The organism is Luteimonas granuli (assembly GCF_007795095.1).
GTDB classification, from domain to species: domain Bacteria; phylum Pseudomonadota; class Gammaproteobacteria; order Xanthomonadales; family Xanthomonadaceae; genus Luteimonas; species Luteimonas granuli.
This window is the reverse complement of the sequence record NZ_CP042218.1, coordinates 1,762,687-1,781,469: the sequence shown is the minus strand read 5'-3', so window position 1 is coordinate 1,781,469 and position 18,783 is coordinate 1,762,687. Positions and strand designations below refer to the sequence as shown.

The window sequence follows — 18,783 nt, the reverse complement described above, 5'->3', positions numbered from 1 at the left end:
ACGCGCAGGAAGACCCACATGATCGATCTCTACTACTGGCCCACCCCCAACGGTCACAAGATCACGCTGTTCCTCGAGGAAGCGGGCCTGCCCTACCGGATCCATCCGGTCGACATCGGCGCCGGCGCGCAGTTCGAGCCGGACTTCCTGGCGATCTCGCCGAACAACAAGATGCCGGCCATCGTCGACACGGAGCCCGCCGACCCGGGCGCGCCGCTCAGCGTGTTCGAGTCCGGAGCGATCCTGCTCTATCTGGCGGAAAAGACCGGCCGGTTCCTGCCCGCGGACCCGCGCGGCCGGATCACGACGCTCGAGTGGCTGTTCTGGCAGATGGCGGGCCTGGGGCCGATGACCGGCCAGTACGGCCATTTCAACGTCTACGCGCCGGAGAAGATCCCCTACGCGATCGAGCGCTACACCAGGGAGGTCCGGCGCCTGCTGGGCGTGCTCGACGCCCGCCTGGCGGGCCGCGCCTTCATCGCCGGCGACGACTACTCCATCGCCGACATGGCGGCGTATCCGTGGATCGACGCCTACGACAGCGCGCCGCTGGACATGGCCCCGTTCCCCGAAGTGCGCCGCTGGCATGCCGCGATCGCCGCCCGCCCGGCGACGCAGCGCGCCTATGCGCTGGCGAAGCAGGTGAATCCCGACGCGGGCAAGCCGATGAGCGATGCGCAGAAGGCCGTGCTGTTCGGGCAGGACGACGCCCGCCCGACCTGACCGCCGCGGCCGTGAGGTAGGGCCGGTGGCGATCCTGCGGCATCATGTCGGCTTCGATCCCTTCCGGACCGCTCCGATGCGCCTGCTGCTGGCCGCCGCCCTGATGACCCTGACGCTCTCCAACGCCCACGCCGCTCCACCCGACGTCGCACCCGCCGTGCCGCTCACGCTCGAGGCCATCACCGGCGACGCGCCGCTCTCGGGGCCGACGCTGCTGAAGCCGAAGGTCGCGCCCGACGGCTCGCGCGTCAGTTTCCTGCGCGGCAAGGACAGCGATCGCAACCGCCTCGACCTCTGGGCCTACGACGTCGCCACCGGAGACACGGCGATGCTGGTGGATTCCGCCGTGGTCCTGCCCGGCGAGGAAGTGCTCAGCGACGAGGAGAAGGCCCGCCGCGAGCGCCAGCGCATCGCCGCGCTGTCGGGCATCGTCGACTACCACTGGGCGCCGGATTCGCAGCGCCTGCTGTTTCCGCTCGGCGGCGAGCTGTACCTGTACGACCTGGCGAAGTCCGGCCGCGAGGCGGTGCGCAGGCTGACCTCCGGCGGCGGCTTCGCCACCGATCCGAAGGTGTCGCCGAAGGGCGGCTACGTCAGCTTCATCCGCGGCCGCAACCTGTGGGTGGTCGACCTCGCCAGTGGCAACGAGGTGCAGCTGACCCGCGACGGCGGCGGCGCGATCGGCAACGGCGTGGCCGAGTTCGTCGCCGACGAGGAAATGGCCCGCCACACCGGCTACTGGTGGGCGCCGGACGATTCCGCCATCGCCTATGCGCGCATCGACGAGTCGCCGGTCCCCGTGCAGAAGCGCTACGAGGTCTACCCCGACCGCACCGAGGTGGTCGAGCAGCGCTACCCGGCGGCCGGCGACGACAACGTCCGCGTCGAGCTGTTCGTGGCGCGTCCGGCGACGCCCGGCGCGTCGCCCGTGCGCGTCGACCTCGGCGACGAGACCGACATCTATCTCGCTCGCGTGGACTGGCGCGACCCGCAGCGGCTCACCTTCCAGCGCCAGTCGCGCGAGCAGCAGCGGCTCGACCTGGTCGAGGTCGATCTCGCCAGCGGCCGCCAGCGCACGCTGGTGACCGAGACCTCCGACACCTGGGTGCCGCTGCACGACGACCTGCGCTTCCTGACCGACGGCCGCTTCCTGTGGTCGAGCGAACGCGACGGGTTCCAGCACCTGTACATCGCCGGCGAAGACGGCTCGGGCATGCGCCAGCTGACCCGCGGCGACTGGCCGGTGGACGCGCTGGAGGCGGTGGACGAGGAGCGTGGCCTGGCGTACTTCTCGGCCGGGCGGGCATCGCCCACTCAGCGCGCGCTGTACTCGGTGCCGCTGGAGGGCGGCGACATCGTCGAACTCACGTCGACGCCCGGCATGCATGCGATCACCTTCGCCGGCAACGCCAGCATCTACGTCGACAGCTGGTCGAACACGCGCACGCCCCCGCAGCTGGAGCTGTACCGCGCGGACGGCACGCGCATCGCCACGCTGGTGGACAACGATCCCGCCGACCCGGCGCATCCCTACGCGAAGCACCTGGCCGCGCACCTGCCCACCGAGTTCGGCACCCTCACCGCCGCCGACGGCCGGACGCCGCTGCATTACAGCCTGATCCGGCCGGCCGGCTTCGATCCCGCGAAGCGCCATCCGGTGGTCGTCCACGTATACGGCGGTCCCGCCGCGCAGACCGTGCTCGACGCCTGGCCCGGCCGCGCCGACGCCTTCTTCAACCAGTACCTCGCGCAGCAGGGCTACGTGGTGTTCTCCCTCGACAACCGCGGCACGCCGCGGCGCGGGCGCGACTTCGGCGGCGCGCTGTACCGCAGGCAGGGCACGGTGGAAGTCGAAGACCAGCGCGCGGGCGTGGACTGGCTGCGGGCGCAGCCCTGGGTCGACGGCGACCGCATCGGCGTGCACGGCTGGTCGAACGGCGGCTACATGACCCTGATGCTGCTCGGCCAGGCGCCGGACCACTACGCCTGCGGCATCGCGGGCGCGCCCGTGGCCGACTGGGCGCTCTACGACACGCACTACACCGAGCGCTACATGGGCCTGCCGAAGGCCAACGTCGACGGCTATCGCACCGCGAGCGTGTTCACCCACCTGGACGGCATCCGCGACGGCGCCCTGCTGCTGGTCCACGGCATGGCCGACGACAACGTGCTGTTCAGCAACTCCACCGCGCTGATGTCGCGGCTGCAGGCCGCGGGCACCGGCTTCGGGCTGATGACGTATCCGGGTGCCAAGCACGGGCTGCGCGGAACGGACGCGCTGCACCGCTACCGGCTGTCGGAACGCTTCCTCCACGGCTGCCTGCGGGAGTAGGCAGGCCGCCGGCACCGATCATCCGGCGCTGTCGGGACCGTGGCTATACTCGCCCGGTTTCCAGCGCCGGACCTCCGCCTTGCCCCCATCGCAGTCGCTGCCGCCCATGCCGGCCCTCGCGATCACCTCCTGGACGGCCACGACCGCGCTCGGCCGCGGCCGCGAGGCCCAGTTCGAAGCACTGGGGGCACGACGCGGCGGACTGCGCCCGAACGATTTCGGCCCGGACCCGCTGCCCGCGTGGATCGGCCGCGTGGACGGGCTCGAGGACGAGGCGCTGCCGCCCGCCTTCGCGCAGTGGGACTGCCGCAACAACAGGCTGGCGTGGATGGCGCTGCGATGCGACGGCCTGTTGGACGTGGTCGCCGCGGCCCGCGCGCGCCACGGCGCCGAACGCGTGGCGGTCGTCGTGGGCACCTCGACCTCCAGCATCGGGGCCAGCGAGGAGGCGTACACGCGCCTCGAGCCCGGGGCCGATGGCACACCCGGGTTCCCGGCCGACCTCGCGCGGCCGATCGTGCACACGCCGCACTCGCTGGGCGATTTCGTGCAGGCGGCCACCGGCCTGCGCGGCCCCTGCGCGACCGTGGCCACGGCCTGCTCCTCCAGCGCCAAGGTGTTCGCGCAGGCGGCCCGGCTGATCCACGCCGGGCTGGCCGATGCGGCCCTGGTGGGGGGCGTCGATACCCTCTGCGGCAGCGTGCTGTTCGGCTTCAACGCGCTGGGACTGGTCTCGGCGCGTCCCTGCAGGCCGTTCGACCGCGACCGCGACGGCCTGTCGCTGGGCGAAGCCGGCGGCTTCGCCGTGCTCGAGCGGATCGCGCCGGGCAGCCGCGGCCTGCGCCTGTGCGGCTATGGCGAGTCCAGCGACGCGCACCACATGTCGGCACCGCATCCCGAAGGCCTCGGCGCTACCCTGGCCATGCGCGATGCCCTTGCGCGCGCGGGCATCCGGGCCGCCGACGTCGGCTACCTCAACCTGCACGGCACGTCGACGCCGGCCAACGATACGGTGGAGGCAGCGGCGGTGGCCGCCCTGTTCCCGGACACGCTGCACGCCAGTTCGACCAAGGGATGGACCGGGCACACCCTGGGGGCGGCTGGTATCGTGGAGTCGGTGATCGCCCTGCTCGCCCTGGAGCGCGGCCTGCTCCCGGGCATCCTGCACAGCACGACGCCCGACACGGCCTGCGGGCCGCAGATCCGCTTCGACAACGTCGAGGGGGCCGACATCCGCTACGCCATGAACAATTCCTTCGGCTTCGGCGGCAACAACGCCTCGCTGGTGTTCGGACGCGCATGAACACGCTCGTCGCGCGCATCGAGGGCATCGGCTTCTGGGCCGGCGGACTGCCGTCGTGGCATGCCGCGCTGGACCACGTCCGGCACGGCAGGCCGCCGGGCGAAGGTGGAAGGCCGGTTCCGCGGCTGCTGGCGCCCAACGAGCGTCGGCGCGCACCGCCCTCGGTGGCCGTGGCACTGGACGTGGCGCTCGCCGCCTGCGAGGACGCCGCCCGCGATCCCGCGACGCTTCCCTCGGTGTTCGCCTCGACCCATGGCGATCTCGGCATCACCGACTACATGTGCGCCACGCTCGCGGACGACCCGCGCGCGATCTCGCCCACGAAGTTCCACAACTCGGTGCACAACGCCGCCGCGGGCTACTGGACCATCGGCGCCGGCTGCCTGCGGCCGGCCACCGCGCTGAGCGCGCATCGCGCGAGTTTCGCCCAGGGCCTGCTCGAGGCGCTGGCCCAGCTGGCCTGCGGCGACCCGGCGGTGCTGCTGGTGGGCTACGACACCGAGGGCAGCGGGCCGCTGGGCAACGTGGCGCGAAGCAGGGGCCTGCTGGGCGGGGCGCTCGTGCTGGCCAGCGGCGGCGACGGACGAAGCGGGGGCGAGGGCATCAGCCTGCGCGCGACGCTGGTCGAGGGCGAGGCCCCGGTGCGCCCCGGCCCGCTGGCCCGGCTGGGCGCCGACAACGCGATGGCGCCCATGCTGCCGCTGTTCGATGCCCTCGCCGTCCGCGGCGACCTCGCCCTCCTGCACGCCGGGCACGGCCGCAGCCTGCGGGTGGAGCTCGCCCATGACTGAGCCGCCGCTGCGCCGCGAGGACATCGCCGTGGTGATCCCGGCGCTGAACGAGTCGCTGCGCATCCGCGGGGTGGTGGAAGGCGCGCTGGCCCGGGCGCCGACGGTGATCGTGGTCGACGACGGCTCCGACGACGGCACCGCCGAGCGCATCGCCGACCTGCCGGTGCATCTGGTCAGTCACCCGCGCCGCATGGGCAAGGGCGCGGCGCTGCGCGACGGCTTCGCCGAGGCCGCGCGCCTGGGCGCGCGCGCCGTGGTGACGATGGACGGCGACGGCCAGCACGACGCCGCCGACATCCCGCGCCTGGTCGCCGCCGCCAACCGCCATCCCGGCTGCGTGATCGTGGGCGCGCGGCTGCGCAAGCGCGCGTCGCAGCCCGGGTACCGCCGGCTCGGCAACGATTTCGGCGACTGGGGCATCGGCTGGGCCTGCGGCTTCCGCGTGGTCGACAGCCAGAGCGGGCAGCGCCTGTATCCGCGCCGCGTGTTCACCCTGGCGGACGTGCCGGGCGAGGGCTTCGTGTTCGAAGCGCAGATGCTGATCTCGGCCGCGCGCAGCGCCGGAGCCGGCGTGGTCGCGGTGCCGATCGAGACCCGCTACGCAGGCGCCGGGGAGCCGCTCGAATTCCGCAAGAGCCACTTCCGGCTGGTGCGCGACCTGTGGGCGATCACTTCGCACGTCGTCGCCCAGGTGTGGCGCCACGGCGATGTCCTGGCCGAGTACGGCCGCGCGCGGCGACGCCCTCCGGTGATCGACGACGATGACGGTCCACCGGTTGCCGTGGGCTTCGAAACCACCGGAGGGGAGGCTAGACACTGATGGACAGCCCGCAGCGCGTGGACGTCGCCATCCTCGGGGGAGGACTGGCCGGACTCACCCTCGCGCTGCAGCTGCGCCAGGCCGACCCCGGGATGTCGATCACGGTGTTCGAACGCCGCGCGCAGCCGGCGCCCGAGGCGGCGTTCAAGGTCGGCGAGTCCACGGTCGAGATCGGTGCGCACTACTTCGCCGACATGCTCGGACTGCGCGAGCACCTGGAGCAGGAGCAGATCCGCAAGTTCGGTTTCCGCTTCTTCTTTTCCGACGGTCGCGCCGACATCGATCGCTGCACCGAGATCGGGGTCAGCCGCCTGCTGCCCACGCCGTCGTGGCAGATCGACCGCGGCCGCTTCGAGAACATGCTCGTCGAGCGCGCACGCGCGATGGGCATCGACGTCCGGGCAGGCACCGTGGTGCGCCACGTCGCGCTGGCCGAAGGGGGACGACGACCACTGCGTGGACCTGGGCCGCGACGGCGCCCCACAGCCTCCCGTCCATGCCCGCTGGGTGGTGGATGCCAGCGGTCGCGCCGGCATGCTCAAGCGCCAGCTCGGCCTGGCCGAAGCCAACGACCACGACGCCAACGCGGTCTGGTGGCGGGTGGAAGGCCTGATCGACCCCAACGACTGGTCCGACGACGACGGTTGGCGCGCCCGCTGCACCCCGCCCGACCGCTGGCGCTCGACCAATCACATGTGCGGAACCGGCTACTGGTTCTGGCTCATCCCGCTGGCCTCGGGCGCGCATTCGCTGGGCATCGTCTGCGACGCGAAGCTGCACCCGCTCGACGGGATGGACAGCCACGACAAGGCGATGGAGTGGCTGCGATCCCGCCAGCCGCGGGTGGCGGCGGCGCTCGAGGGGCATGCCGTCAAGGACTTCCGCTACCTGCGCCACTTCTCGTACGGCTGCCGTCGCGTGTTCGGCGAGCGCTGGGCGCTGACCGGCGAGGCCGGACTGTTCCTCGATCCGTTCTATTCGCCGGGCAGCGACTTCATCGGCATCGCCAACACCTTCATCGCCGACCTGGTGGCGCGCGACCGGGCGGGGACGCCCTTCGCGGCGCACGCGGCGCTGTACGGGCAGCTGTATCAATCGTTCTACGACAGCACCATGACCCTCTACGAGGGCCAGTACGCGCTGTTCGGGGACGAGCAGGTGCTGCCGGTCAAGGTGATCTGGGACTACACCTTCTACTGGGCGCTGCTGGCACCGGTGTTCGCCGCCGGACGCATCACCGACATCGCGATGTACGGCCGCCTGCGGCCGCTGTTCGAGCGCGGACGCGCGCTGAACGCGGCGATGCAGCCGCTGCTGCGCGAGTGGGGCGAGCGCAACGCCGCGGGCGACGCGGAGGCGCCCGCCCAGGGCCGCCAGCTCGACCAGCACGGAATCGACTGGTTCCACGAGCTCAACCGCGCGCTGGCCGACGCGCTCGACGACGACGCCTTCGACGCGCGCATCGCCGGCAACATCGCGCGCATGGAGGCGCTGGCCGCCGAGATCCTCGCCCGGGCGCGCGCCGTGCACGCGGGCCTCGACGGCCACGGGCTCGACGCCCTGCTCGCCGGCCTGCCCGACCCGCCGCGCTCGCTCGACGCCGCCTGGTACGCCGCCGCCTGACCACCCCGGGGGATCCGCCCGTGCACCACAGTCCCCTGCTGCTGCAGCTCGTCATCATCCTGGGCACGGCGCGCGCCTGCGGCCTGCTGCTGCGCCATGTCGGCCAGCCGCCGGTCATCGGCGAGATGGCCGCGGGCCTGGTGCTCGGACCGATCGTGTTCGGTGCATGGTTCCCGGAGTTCCACGCCACGGTGTTCGCACCGGACTCGCTTCCCGGCCTGGCCTCGCTGGCACAGCTGGGCCTGGTGCTGTTCATGTTCATCGTCGGCGTCGAACTGCGCGCGCCCGACGGGGTGCGCGCTCAGCTGCGCTCCGCCGGCCTCGTCGGCGTGGCCAGCGTGCTGGTGCCGATGGGGCTGGGCTTCGCGGTGGCGCCCTGGCTGCATCCCTACGCACCCGACGGCGTGGCCCTGTTCCCGTTTGCGCTGTTCATGGCCGCGGCCATGTCGATCACCGCCTTTCCGATCCTGGCGCGCATCCTCAAGGAACGGAACATGACCCACACCCCGCTGGGCCGGCTCGCGCTCAGCGGTGCCGCGATCGCCGACGTGCTGGCGTGGGTGATGCTGGCGCTGGTGGTGGCCCTGGTCGGAGCCGGCGACGGCTACGGCGGCTTCCTGCGCGCGACCGGGGGCTGGCGATCCTGGCGGCGATCGTCTTCCTCGCAGTGCGTCCGCTCTATGCCCGGCTGCTGGGCCTCCATGCGCCCGACGGCGCGCCCTCGCTGATGGTGCTGGCGGCGCTGCTGATCGGTGCCTTCGCCCTGTGCGGCGGCGACCGAGTGGCTGGGCGTGCACGCCGTGTTCGGCGCCTTCCTCTTCGGGGCCTGCCTGCCGCGCGACGACCGGCTGCTGAAGTCGCTGATCGAACGCGTGGAGTACCTGGCGATCGTGGTGCTGATGCCGATCTTCTTCGCGCTGGCGGGCCTGAGCACCACGCGCGACGCCTTCGCCGGCGCGGCCTTCGGCGCGATGCTGCTGATCCTGGTGGTGGCCGTCGTGGGCAAGGTCGTGGGCGGTGCCATCGGCGCGCGCCTGTCGGGCCAGGGCTGGCGGGAAAGCTTCGCCGTGGGTTCGCTGATGAACGCGCGGGCGCTGATGGAGCTGATCGTGATGAAGGTCGGCCTGGACGCGGGGATCATCGGGCCGGACCTGTTCACCATGCTGCTGGTGATGGCGATCCTGACCACGGTGATGACCGGGCCGCTGCTGTCGCTGTCACTGGGGAGGCGGCGCACGGCTCCTTCCGGCGACGGCGCGGTTTCCAGCGGATAGGTTTGCGGGGGATGGCTGGTCGCAGGGCAGGCCCGTGGCCTTCGCTGATCATTCGACCGGCGGCGGCGGCGCCCGATGCTCCGGCGGCGGATTCGCCATGTAGATCGCCACGCCCCGGCCGTGCTTCTGCCGCGGACTGATGTTCACGCCCACGCCCCCGCTGGTGTAGCTGCGGCCGCCGAAGCGCCCGGTGCCGGCGCCCACGCTGACCCCGCCGCCCCCGTAGCTGTCGGCCGTGCCCTGGAACAGGATGCCGTTGGCGCCCAGCGATGCCGCCTCCTCGCGCAGCTTGCGCATCACCGAGTCGGTCTTGTTCTGCTCGCCGTAGGTGAAGGCGCCGCTGGAGGTCTCGAGCAGCGCGACTTCCTCGAACGGCACACCGGGCGAGCCGTAGTAGACGCGGACCTGGGACGGGTCGATCGGCGGCCGCGGCGTGCCGGTGAGGATGTGCGAGGTGGTGCAAGCGGCCAGCAGCAGGAACGCGCTGGCGGCGACGATGCGGAGCGTACGGGCGATGCGCATGGCGGCTTTCCGGGGCGGACGGTCGGGATGATCCTCCCATGGCCATGAATCCGGCGTCAGCGGTGTGGCGGACGCCGCCGGGACGCCGGCCGCGCGCTCCCGTGCGCGGCGGACGTTGATTCCGGCGGACCCGGGACAAGGAGCGAACGGTGCGAGTGGGGTGATCCCGCCGGGGGCCTGGCTGGTGTTCGAGGTGGAGTTGCTGGATATTCGGCGGTGAGGGGGTTGAGGACGGGGATGCGTGGGGTGCCTGAGGGGGCGGCGCGGCGCATACCGGCAGGTTCGGGGCGGTATGACTTACCGCTTCATTCTTGGGGTCTAATCCGTCGGAACATCATTACCGCCCCGCATTCGGGGTCTACTTAGCGTTAGATTTTCTTGGAGGCTCCTTGAGTACCCCACTGACAGATCTCGATGAACTAATCCTTCGCTGTCGAGACGATAGGGCCAAAGCATACTTGCGAGAGGCAGTGGCCAGCTACCGCGCAGGAGCATTCCGCTCGGCGATCGTGGCCACATGGATCGCCGTATGTTTTGACTTCATTGAAAAGCTACAAGAGCTCGCGCTAGCTGGTGACAAGGAGGCGGAGGGCCAGGTTAGTGAGCTAGAGAAAATTCGTTCCAGCGGAGATGTGGCGCGCGCCCTGAGGTTTGAGAGAGATCTCTTGGTGTCCGCCCGAGATAAGTTTGAGCTGATATCACCGCTAGAATATCTTGACCTCTCCCGACTCCAAGAGGACAGGAACAGATGCGCGCACCCCTCGCTCGTAGCTGAGGGCGAGGCATATAACCCATCTGCAGAGCTCGCACGACTTCATATCAGATCGGCCGTCGTTAGCGTGCTTCAGCACGCTCCAGCACAAGGTAAATACGCCCTTGACCGCCTTCTCAAAGAAGTGGAGTCAGACTACTTCCCTACCAAGTTCCAGGATGCGCTAGATTTCCTCTCGACAGGGCCACTGAGGCGGCCGAGAGAGTCTTTAGTTCGAAACCTTGTTGTCGTGCTAGCAAAAACATTTCTGCTTGTCACGAAAGACTTCAAGTACAAGAGACGCATCTCCGCGGCCCTGAAAGCAACTGCTCACCTGCACCCATCTCTCTTCAACGCCACATTGGAGGAGAAGCTATCCCCGCTTGTCAGACAGGTGGCCGATTCAGAGCTCTACTCAACATTCTCGTTCTTCCAACAAGTTCCCGACGTATGGCAGTTCTTGGCGGTAGACGTTCGGCAGAAACTCAGCAACTACGTGCTGGACATGCCCTCTAGCCACTTCGACTACGTCGACGCGGCACTTAGCTTCGCGCCGCTCAGAGAAGCGGCACAGAGGAGAATCAAGAGGGCAACTCGAAAGGAACTTGCAGAGATCATCTTCTTTGATCTCCCGTCCGAAGTGGGCGACCGGTTCGTGGATATATATCTAGACTCACAGTCCTTCGACCAAGCTAATAGCTGGGCAAAGCATATGATCACTCACTCTGGCGATTTTTCTGCAGATCATGTGAGGAGGATCCTGCAGGATGCGTCCGCCAACGGCGAGGTGCTCGGAAGCTTTGAGCTTGGCCCACTTATCTCCGCACTCAGAAAGCGAAAGATCCTCTCAACCCATGAGTTCGAAACGTTGCTCACTAATCATGGCCTGGAGGACTACGCAGAGGATGTGGAGTAGCAAATCTAACAATTCGTTCAAGCCGATGCCGCTTCGCGGCACGGCTTAACTCAAGCGTTAGCGCTCTAAGAGAACAATGTCGCAACGGGTACTAGCCATAACGTTGTTCTTGTCTGCAGCCCTCGCGGCTCCGGCCGCTGGCTGTTCGTCCGCACCCGCGTCTCCCGATCAGGTTGCTGACTCCGTTGAATCGCAGCTTCGCTCAGTGAGTGCCGTAAAGTTCTATTTCCTCTCTCGGACCGAGGAGTGGCGCTACACGCCAGATGAGGTTGCGGCCAAGTCTTCGATCCGCGTGTATCGCGCCTGTGGCGCCAATTGCCACAATTTCATGCGCCCCGTGCTCGACCATTTGCGTGCAGCGCGGCCGATTGAGTGCATACCAGGACAAGAAGATGGCTTGATCCGCGCCCAACCGGGTGTTGAGATTGTTTACAGCCTCAACGGCCGACAGATTCGCGTCGCTGATAGTTGCTACTTCAATGACATTGGCATCCGCAATATTGTCTCAGGTAACAGCATGCTGTTCTCTTCAAGGCAGGCGCCCGCCGATCCCGGGTCGAGCGCTAACAAGTCATTCAAGCCGACGCCGCTTCGCGGCGCGGCTTAATTCTGGCGTTAGGCGGCAGGAGGGCGATATGGCAAGATTGAAAGCGCTGGTTTCTGTTGGCAGCGCGGTTGCAATTGGCGTTGTGCACGGCATGCTTCTATCGGTTGCGCACGCCTACCTGGCCGTGCACTTTTCCGTGGCAGCTTGGATTCATTCGCTGGGAATGGGTACTGTTGCCTCAAACGCGATGCTTTTCCCCATCGATCTCGCGCTGAATGTTCTCTTGTCCATGCCAGCCGTCCTAGTGCTTCGCCTGCTCAAGCCCCGGCATTACGCTTGGTATGTGTTGATTGCCCTGCTTGCGTTCCTGGCCTGGGCATACCTTCCTGCAGCTCACTTGCTGGGCCAGATTCCGCTGTCTTGGTACACGTTATGGGTCCTCGTCATGCAGGTTGCCCCTCTACCTGTCGCGGCATGGCTGGTTGCATGGCGTCGCGTGCCGCCTAACAACTCATTCAAGCCGACGCCGCTTCGCGGCGCGGCTTAACTCAGGCGTTAGGGCCTATGGCAGACATCTCGCGAATCGTTGAAGAGCTTGCTCAACTCGACGTTGGGTTTTACTGCACACATCCGACTTACGGTGGACAAGCTTCGGTCTCGCTAACTCCAAAAGAGCTGCTGCTCTATGCTCGAGATCCCGCCGGCTATTTGGCCGCCCACTACCGGATCTCAAAGGCGCAGTATCTTTCTTGGCATCAATCAGGCTACTCAGTCCTTTGCGTCGGCAGGACTCGCGCAGGGAAGCCTTGCAGGAATGTCGTGGTGGGCGGTTCTGGCGTGGATCCACACCGCTGGGTAGCGCTCCAGGGCAGCTACTGCCACATGCACCAATAGGCCCTAATTAGCGTTAGCCAGAAAGGAACGGATTTGACCACAGGGTTGAAACTTCAGCGCGCCTTTCACACCCACTCTATCGGTGCACGTGGTGAAGTAGCGCTGTTCCGCGCGTTTATCAAATCCTTCAATGCGCTTGGGCCTGAGGCGTTAGCGAAGGAGTATCACGGCAACCGTTACCAAGTAACGTTTCAGCAGGCGCGCGGCGCCGGACGCTCGACCCCGCGCTGCGAGTTATGCGACGTCCTCATTATTCACTATCCGGCAGGCAACCCGAGCGCTGCTCGTCTCACCTTCAACCAAGCAAAGGCCGCGTCGAAACCGCTTGGATGCCTTGGATTGGCCTCGTTACACCAGCCATATAGCTTCGGCGCCAACTTGGAGCAATGGGATCTTCTCTCTAATCGGCCACTTGTACGGCCAGCAACTAAGACTTTCCAACCACCGTCAGACCTTCTCTCGGGCGCGCTTCTTCCGTCAGTAGGGTCGTTCGGTGTTTTCTATCCGGCTAGTGCTGGATTCGAGTTCGCATACTTTGTTGCCGACCGACTGAATCCGTTGAGAAACGGACCTAGTCGGTCCGGGACGCTTCAATGGACACATCCGCTGCATCAGCTTCGCAAGGTCGCTGGCTATACGGAAGTGTTGGGAACATGCTGCATCCGGAAGTTTGGAGAGGCCCTAGAGTTGGGGCATGTCGGAACTCCTGTTCTACATCTTTTGAGCAGATCAGCTGAGCTGCGGGCTTGGCTGGCTGGGGCTCTTGTCGCGCTCGGGCGCGAGCACCGTGAGTCGCAACTCCCTCAGGAACTCCTCACGGGGCTGGAGCTGGGGCGTAGCGTCGAGGACGGTACATCCCGTAGGGGAGAAGAGCCTGCGCCTGTGCGAGCAGTGATTCTTGTTAGGACGGAAAGCAGTCGTCATGGCGAGAAGGCTAACAAAGGCATGGAGCGGACCGCGTAGACGCGCACGCATGCCTAACAAGTCATTCAAGCCGATGCCTCTTCGCGGCACGGCTTAATTCTGGCGTTAGGCCAACAGGGGGGGATTCCACAATGAATCGCACAAAAGGCATTTTCTCGCTCGCACTGTCCGCCGCTCTAGTAGGCGGCGCTCTTGTGTCTGCCATCTACCCTTCCACAGCGATCGCACAGTCCGTAATTGAGTCCCAAGTCGATGGCGAGTTCGAGGGTTGGGCGGGCGAGACGGTTGTAAAGCTCATGAATGGCCAGATTTGGATTCAAACCGAGTACTACTACCATTACCACTACGCCTATATGCCAGACGTTCTGATCTACCAATCCGGCGGCGGTTGGAAAATGAAGGTCGAAGGAATCGACAAGGCTGTCAGGGTTGAGCAGCTTCGGTAGGAGTTGGCCTAACAATTCCGTAAGGAGCTTCCCGTCAACTCCGAGTGCATGAGTTCCTTGCCCGGGCGTTGAGGCATTTGCGGTTCTCCTGTTGTGGTCGCTGCGGTGCCACTGGCCAGAGTGATGGGTGATCGAAGCGTTGCCAGACTGCACTTCCGTAATCGGTCTTGTTGGATCGGCGGGGCTGATCCGGACCAGGGTAAAAACCGCACCCGAAGGCCTCTCTCATTCATCGGTTTCGCCCATGCACTGGGATCAGCCGTGTCATGCGGCGGCACCACAAAAAAACTGTAGGGCCGGAGCAGAAGCGCGAGGCCGTGCGGCACCTGGTCGAGGTGGCCGAGCTCAGGGAGCAACGCGAGGACGGTGGCTTGGAACACGGGTTCCAGGCCTTTGCTTGAGCGCAGCGCGGGCGTGGCGTATTCGTTGATATGGTATGGGCCAATGGATGTGATCCGGCAACTGTTGAAGATTGCGGCGGTCGCACTCGTGGCCCTGCTCATCGTTGCGGGGGCCATGGCTCTCCTGTTTGGGCTGGGGGTTGGAGGCTTGACGGTCCCGCTCACCCCACTGGGCGCTGCCGCGGGTGTATTCGCAGTGGCTTTCCTTGCGGGCGCCGGCCCGGCACTCCTGGTTGCCCCTCCCATCTATCTGTTGTTCTGGCGGTCGCAACGCGCCACATGGTTCCAGGCGGTTATCGCCGGCGCCATCGGCGGGGCGCTGGTGGGTCTGCTGGACGTCGCGGTGATGGGCTACAGCATTGCCGGCGGCGTAGGCGTCGCCTTTCTCACACACATCGGGGCAAGTCGGTGGTTGGACCCTGGCAATTCCGCAAGGAGCTCCCCGTCAACCCCGAGTGCATGATCGCCTTGCCTGGGCTTTGAGGCCTTTTCTTCCATGCGCTTGCGCAGGCCCAGAGTGATACTGCAGTGTCACTCCATGCGTACGGAACTCGTTACCACCCTCAAGCGCCAGGCGACCGAGCTCCTTTCCGATATCGAGCGGGACAAGGTGTCACCGCCGACGTAAAACTGACCCACCCGCGCCGATGTAAATCTGACCCACCCGGGCGAGGATGGCGGTCTTTTGGAGGCCGCCTGGATGTTAGCCCAGGAGGAAGCAGTGGAAGTCAGAGTGATGGCCCGTCAGGGCAAGGGGATCCGGGAGATCGCACGCGATCTAGGGGTGTCTCGGAACACGGTTCGGCGGTACCTGCGAGGCGCCCAGGCGCAGTACACGCCACGGCCCAAGCGGCCGACCAAGTTGGCGCCGTATGAGGACTACGTCCGGGCACGATTGGCCGCGGCCCAGCCGGATGTGATCCCGGCGACGGTGCTGATGCGCGAGTTGGCCGAGCAGGGCTACACCGGCGGCATCAGCCAGCTCAAGGCGTTCATGGCGCCGCTGCGTCGTGCAGCAGCCGACCCGGTGGTGCGCTTTGAGACGGCGCCGGGCGAGCAGATGCAGGCGGACTTCACCACCGTGCGGCGCGGTCGTGACCGACTGGTGGCCTTCGTGGCCACGCTCGGCTACAGCCGCACGACCTACGTGCGCTTTGGCGAAGAAGAGAGTTTCCCGGCGTGGGAGGCCGGGCTGGTCGGCGCGTTCGACTACTTTGGCGGCGTGCCACAGCACGTCCTGTTCGACAACGCCAAGCCGGTGCTGCTGGATCGCGACGTGTACGGCCCTGGCCAGCATCGCTGGAACCCGCAGATGCTGGATCTGGCCGAGCAATGCGCCTTCACCCCTCGCGCGTGCCGGCCCTACCGTGCCCGCACCAAGGGCAAGGTGGAGCGCTTCAACGGCTACCTGAAGGGCAGCTTCGTGGTCCCGCTAACGGCCACTCTGCGCAGCGGCGGACTGGTGCTGGACGTGCACACAGCCAACCGGGAGGTGCGCCGCTGGCTGGATGACGTAGCCAACCGTCGGACCCACGGCACCACCCAGGCCCGTCCCTGCGACCTGCTGGTGCACGAGCACCAACACTTGCAGCCGCTGCCAGAGGCTGTGATGTCGAGGGTGCTGCCCCCACCGCCGACCGCCCGGGTGCTCCCGTTCCCGTCGATCCAGCACCCGCTGTCGGTCTACGGCGAGCTGATGGAGGCGATGGCATGAACCTGCAGCACGACACGGTGCAGGCGCTGTGCGAGCAACTGCGCTTGCCGGCGATCGCCGCCCAGTGGCCAGCCCTGGCCCAACATGCGGTCGCCAACGAGGCCAGTTATGGGGACTTCCTGGAGCAGGCGCTGCAGGCCGAGATGGCGGCCCGCACCGAGCGCACCCGCCAGACCCTGCAGAAGCTGGCCACTCTGCCCTCGGTCAAGACGCTGGAGGCGTTCGACTTCGGCTTCGCAGCCGGCGTCTCCAAGCCCCAGGTCATGGAGTTGGCCAGTCTGGCCTTCATCGAGCGGGCCGAAAACGTGGTGCTGCTGGGCCCGTCTGGCGTGGGCAAAACGCACTTGGCGATCGCGCTGGCCATGCGCGCCGTCCACGCCGGCATCAAGACCCGGTTCCTGTCAGCCGCCGACCTGATGCTGCAGCTGGCATCGGCCAACGGCCAAGGGCGGCTGCGCGAGTACTTCAACCGCGCCGTGCTGGGGCCACGGTTGCTGATCGTCGACGAGCTCGGCTACCTGCCGTTCGGCCGCGAGGAAGCCAGCCTGTTCTTCAACGTCGTCGCCAAGCGCTATGAGCGCGGCAGCATGATCCTGACCAGCAACCTGCCGTTCCCGCAGTGGGCCGGCGCTTTGGCCGACGACGCCACGCTGACCGCGGCCCTGCTGGACCGGCTGCTGCACCACGCCCACATCGTGCAGATCACCGGCGACAGCTACAGGCTGAAGGACAAGAGAAAGGCCGGAACCATCCGGCCGCAAAGCACCACTTGAGCGCCCGAGGTGGGTCAGATTTCAATCGGCGATAACGGGCCAAAGTGGGTCAGATTTCAGTCGGCGTTGACACAAGGAGCCTATCCTCATCACGCAGCACGGCCTGCCGAGCGCGTACCTCGTGGACGTCGAGAGCTTCGAGCTCATGCTGCAGCGCATGACCGTGCTCGAGGGAATCGCACGCGGAGAGCAGGCGATTGCCGAGGGTCGCGTGGCAACTCATGCACAAGCCAGGAAGCGCCTTGCCAGATGGCTGAAATAGTCTGGTCAGAATCAGTCCTGAGCGACCTGGATGCCATTGCCGACTACATCGCGTTGGAGGACCGGGTTGCTGCCGCGGAGCGGGTCAAGCGCATCTTTGCTCATGTCGAGCAACTCGCTGATCATCCAGAAAGCGGCAGCCGCCCACGGGAGCTTGGGCGGTCACGGTATCGGCAGGTCGTGGAGCCGCCCTGTCGCGTCTTCTATCGCTACGATGGGCACAAGGTGTTCATCCCGTACGTCATGCGCGCGGAGCGTTTGCTTCGCAAGGGGCGGCTGGCGTTTCGTTCTCGACAGGCGAAGGCCTGAATGCGTTCAAGCCGAAGCCGCTGACGGAGGCATCAATGCGACTTGCAGGTCGGATCACGGATTGGAACGACGACAAAGGCTTCGGCTTCGTGGTACCCCACGGTGGCGGTACTCGCGCGTTCGTCCATATCAACGAGTTCCAGCGTGGCTCGCGGCGGCCCGTTGCCGGCGACATGATTTCCTACCTCCCCAGCGTTGACCAGCGAGGCCGGACCAGTGCCCGGCAGATCCGTCACGCGGGGCAGAGAATCGAAGTGCCACGAGCTCCTTCTCGCGTTCCAAGGGCGGCCGTTGGCGCCTGCGCCTTGGTCAGCGGCATTGCTGCGGCTGCGATCGGCCTCGTCCCGGGGCTCCTGGTAGCGGCGTATCTTGCACTCAGCGTCGTGTCCTACCTCATGTACAGGTCCGACAAGGTGGCGGCCCAGCGCAATGCGCAACGCACTCCGGAAGCCAGCCTGCACCTCATGGACCTGCTTGGAGGGTGGCCCGGGGCGCTGATTGCCCAGCAACAGTTCCGACACAAGACTGCGAAGCGGTCATTCCAGCTCGTCTTCTGGATTACCGTCGTCCTCAACCTGGCCGCGGCTGCCTGGCTCCAGAAGTCCGGTTTTCTCGCAGACCTGGTTGGGCGCGTCAGTGGCTGACAGGGAACTCTTCCTTCAGGCCATCCCGCCATTGGCGCCGATGACCTGCCCGGTGACGTAGCTCGCCGCCTCGGAACACAGGAAGCGCACGACCGCCGCGACCTCGTCCGGGGTGCCGGCACGACCGGCAGGCACCATCTGCTTCACGGCCTCGGGCGGGAACGCGTCCGCGGCCATGCGCCCGGCGACCACGCCCGGGGCGACCACGTTGACGGTGATGCCGCGGCTGGCCATCTCGCGTGCCAGCGACCTGGAGGCACCGTGCAGCGCGGCCTTGGCCGCGGCGTAGTTGGCCTGGCCGCGGTTGCCGAGCACCGCCGCGACGCTGGACACGCTGACGATGCGGCCCCAGCGGGTGCGCGCCATCGGCAGCAGCAGCGGCTGCGTGACATGGAAGAAGCCGTGCAGCGAGACATCGATGACCCGGCGCCACTGCGCGTCGGACATGCCCGCCATGGGCGCGTCGTCGTGGATGCCGGCGTTGTTGACCACCACCTGCACGGGACCCTGTTCGAGCAGCGCCGCGATCGCGGCGCTGGTGGCCTCGCCGTCGGCGACGTCGAAGGCCACGGCCTCGGCGCTGCCGCCGGCATCCACGATCCCGGCGACCACCTGCTGCGCGCGCGCGAGGTTTCCGTTGGCATGCACGATGACGTGCAGGCCGTCGGCGGCGAGCTGGCGGCAGATCGCGCCGCCGAGGTCGCCGCTGCCGCCGGTGACGAGCGCGCGGCGTGAAGGCCGCGCGTCTCCACCGTGTCCGGTGGCGGGGTGCGGGCGGCTGTCCGGAGCGGGCGTGCTGTCCTGGTTCATGCGTC

At 67.1% G+C, this 18,783-nt stretch carries 16 protein-coding genes and 4 pseudogenes; 18 read left to right on the top strand and 2 right to left on the bottom strand.

Annotation, left to right across the window (positions count from 1 at the left end; genetic code table 11):
- Positions 1-18 precede the first annotated feature (18 nt).
- From FPZ22_RS08190 to FPZ22_RS08160, 7 genes and pseudogenes are all read left to right on the top strand, one after another.
- Positions 19-723 carry a glutathione binding-like protein gene (locus tag FPZ22_RS08190; protein WP_144894065.1) on the top strand — a complete coding sequence of 235 codons (705 nt, stop codon included), beginning with the start codon at positions 19-21 and terminating at the stop codon, positions 721-723.
- Positions 724-799: 76 nt separating this feature from the next.
- A complete protein-coding gene (locus FPZ22_RS08185; protein ID WP_144894063.1) occupies positions 800-3,055 on the top strand; it encodes a S9 family peptidase in 2,256 nt (751 codons plus the stop codon).
- A gap of 106 nt (positions 3,056-3,161) precedes the next feature.
- Positions 3,162-4,358: a beta-ketoacyl-[acyl-carrier-protein] synthase family protein gene (locus FPZ22_RS08180; protein ID WP_144894061.1), complete on the top strand. Its 1,197-nt coding sequence runs from the start codon at positions 3,162-3,164 to the stop codon at positions 4,356-4,358.
- Positions 4,355-5,149: a beta-ketoacyl synthase chain length factor gene (locus FPZ22_RS08175; protein WP_144892015.1), complete on the top strand. Its 795-nt coding sequence runs from the start codon at positions 4,355-4,357 to the stop codon at positions 5,147-5,149. The genes FPZ22_RS08180 and FPZ22_RS08175 overlap by 4 nt, the downstream gene beginning before the upstream one ends.
- On the top strand, positions 5,142-5,969 hold the full coding sequence (locus tag FPZ22_RS08170; protein WP_144892013.1) for a glycosyltransferase family 2 protein: 828 nt from the start codon (positions 5,142-5,144) through the stop codon (positions 5,967-5,969). Before FPZ22_RS08175 ends, FPZ22_RS08170 begins: the two co-directional genes overlap by 8 nt.
- A pseudogene (locus FPZ22_RS08165) lies at positions 5,969-7,592 on the top strand (NAD(P)/FAD-dependent oxidoreductase). Before FPZ22_RS08170 ends, FPZ22_RS08165 begins: the two are co-directional and overlap by 1 nt.
- 20 nt (positions 7,593-7,612) lie before the next feature.
- Positions 7,613-8,866, top strand: a pseudogene (locus FPZ22_RS08160) (cation:proton antiporter).
- A 48-nt stretch (positions 8,867-8,914) separates the two neighbouring features.
- Here the strand turns inward: FPZ22_RS08160 and FPZ22_RS08155 are convergent.
- Positions 8,915-9,388, bottom strand: a complete 474-nt coding sequence (locus tag FPZ22_RS08155; protein ID WP_144892011.1) for a hypothetical protein — start codon at positions 9,386-9,388, stop codon at positions 8,915-8,917.
- A 64-nt stretch (positions 9,389-9,452) separates the two neighbouring features.
- Between FPZ22_RS08155 and FPZ22_RS14085 the strand changes: the two genes are divergently transcribed.
- The 11 genes and pseudogenes from FPZ22_RS14085 to FPZ22_RS08095 all read left to right on the top strand — a co-directional run bounded on the left by FPZ22_RS14085 (position 9,453) and on the right by FPZ22_RS08095 (position 17,968).
- Positions 9,453-9,608, top strand: coding sequence for an FKBP-type peptidyl-prolyl cis-trans isomerase (locus FPZ22_RS14085; protein ID WP_425462995.1), 156 nt, complete (start codon positions 9,453-9,455; stop codon positions 9,606-9,608).
- Between the two features lie 250 nt (positions 9,609-9,858).
- Complete coding sequence (locus tag FPZ22_RS08145) at positions 9,859-11,055, top strand: hypothetical protein (RefSeq protein WP_210412655.1); 1,197 nt, start codon at positions 9,859-9,861, stop codon at positions 11,053-11,055.
- Between the two features lie 205 nt (positions 11,056-11,260).
- On the top strand, positions 11,261-11,662 hold the full coding sequence (locus FPZ22_RS08140) for a hypothetical protein (RefSeq protein ID WP_144892009.1): 402 nt from the start codon (positions 11,261-11,263) through the stop codon (positions 11,660-11,662).
- Positions 11,663-11,690: 28 nt separating this feature from the next.
- The gene (locus FPZ22_RS08135) at positions 11,691-12,149 is read left to right on the top strand and encodes a hypothetical protein (RefSeq protein ID WP_144892007.1); all 459 of its coding nucleotides are present in this window, start codon (positions 11,691-11,693) and stop codon (positions 12,147-12,149) included.
- Between the two features lie 1,402 nt (positions 12,150-13,551).
- Positions 13,552-13,866 (top strand): hypothetical protein, encoded by a 315-nt coding sequence (locus FPZ22_RS08125; RefSeq protein ID WP_144892005.1) that lies wholly within the window; start codon positions 13,552-13,554, stop codon positions 13,864-13,866.
- Positions 13,867-14,805: 939 nt separating this feature from the next.
- Positions 14,806-14,877 (top strand): annotated as a pseudogene (locus FPZ22_RS08120) (type II toxin-antitoxin system prevent-host-death family antitoxin); the annotation flags it as partial.
- 90 nt (positions 14,878-14,967) lie between these two features.
- Positions 14,968-15,981: an IS21 family transposase gene (istA, locus tag FPZ22_RS08115; RefSeq protein ID WP_144891714.1), complete on the top strand. Its 1,014-nt coding sequence runs from the start codon at positions 14,968-14,970 to the stop codon at positions 15,979-15,981.
- Entirely contained in the window at positions 15,978-16,754 is a 777-nt protein-coding gene (gene istB / locus FPZ22_RS08110; RefSeq protein WP_144891716.1) for an IS21-like element helper ATPase IstB, read from the top strand. Before istA ends, istB begins: the two co-directional genes overlap by 4 nt.
- A gap of 73 nt (positions 16,755-16,827) precedes the next feature.
- A pseudogene (locus FPZ22_RS08105) lies at positions 16,828-17,016 on the top strand (type II toxin-antitoxin system prevent-host-death family antitoxin); the annotation flags it as partial.
- A complete protein-coding gene (locus FPZ22_RS08100; protein WP_144892003.1) occupies positions 17,004-17,324 on the top strand; it encodes a type II toxin-antitoxin system RelE/ParE family toxin in 321 nt (106 codons plus the stop codon). The pseudogene FPZ22_RS08105 and the gene FPZ22_RS08100, both read left to right, overlap by 13 nt.
- Before the next feature lie 35 nt (positions 17,325-17,359).
- On the top strand, positions 17,360-17,968 hold the full coding sequence (locus FPZ22_RS08095; RefSeq protein ID WP_144892001.1) for a DUF1294 domain-containing protein: 609 nt from the start codon (positions 17,360-17,362) through the stop codon (positions 17,966-17,968).
- Between the two features lie 15 nt (positions 17,969-17,983).
- On the opposite strand, the gene fabG is transcribed toward FPZ22_RS08095, so the two are convergent.
- A complete protein-coding gene (fabG, locus tag FPZ22_RS08090) occupies positions 17,984-18,778 on the bottom strand; it encodes a 3-oxoacyl-ACP reductase FabG (RefSeq protein WP_144891999.1) in 795 nt (264 codons plus the stop codon).
- Positions 18,779-18,783: the final 5 nt, after the last annotated feature.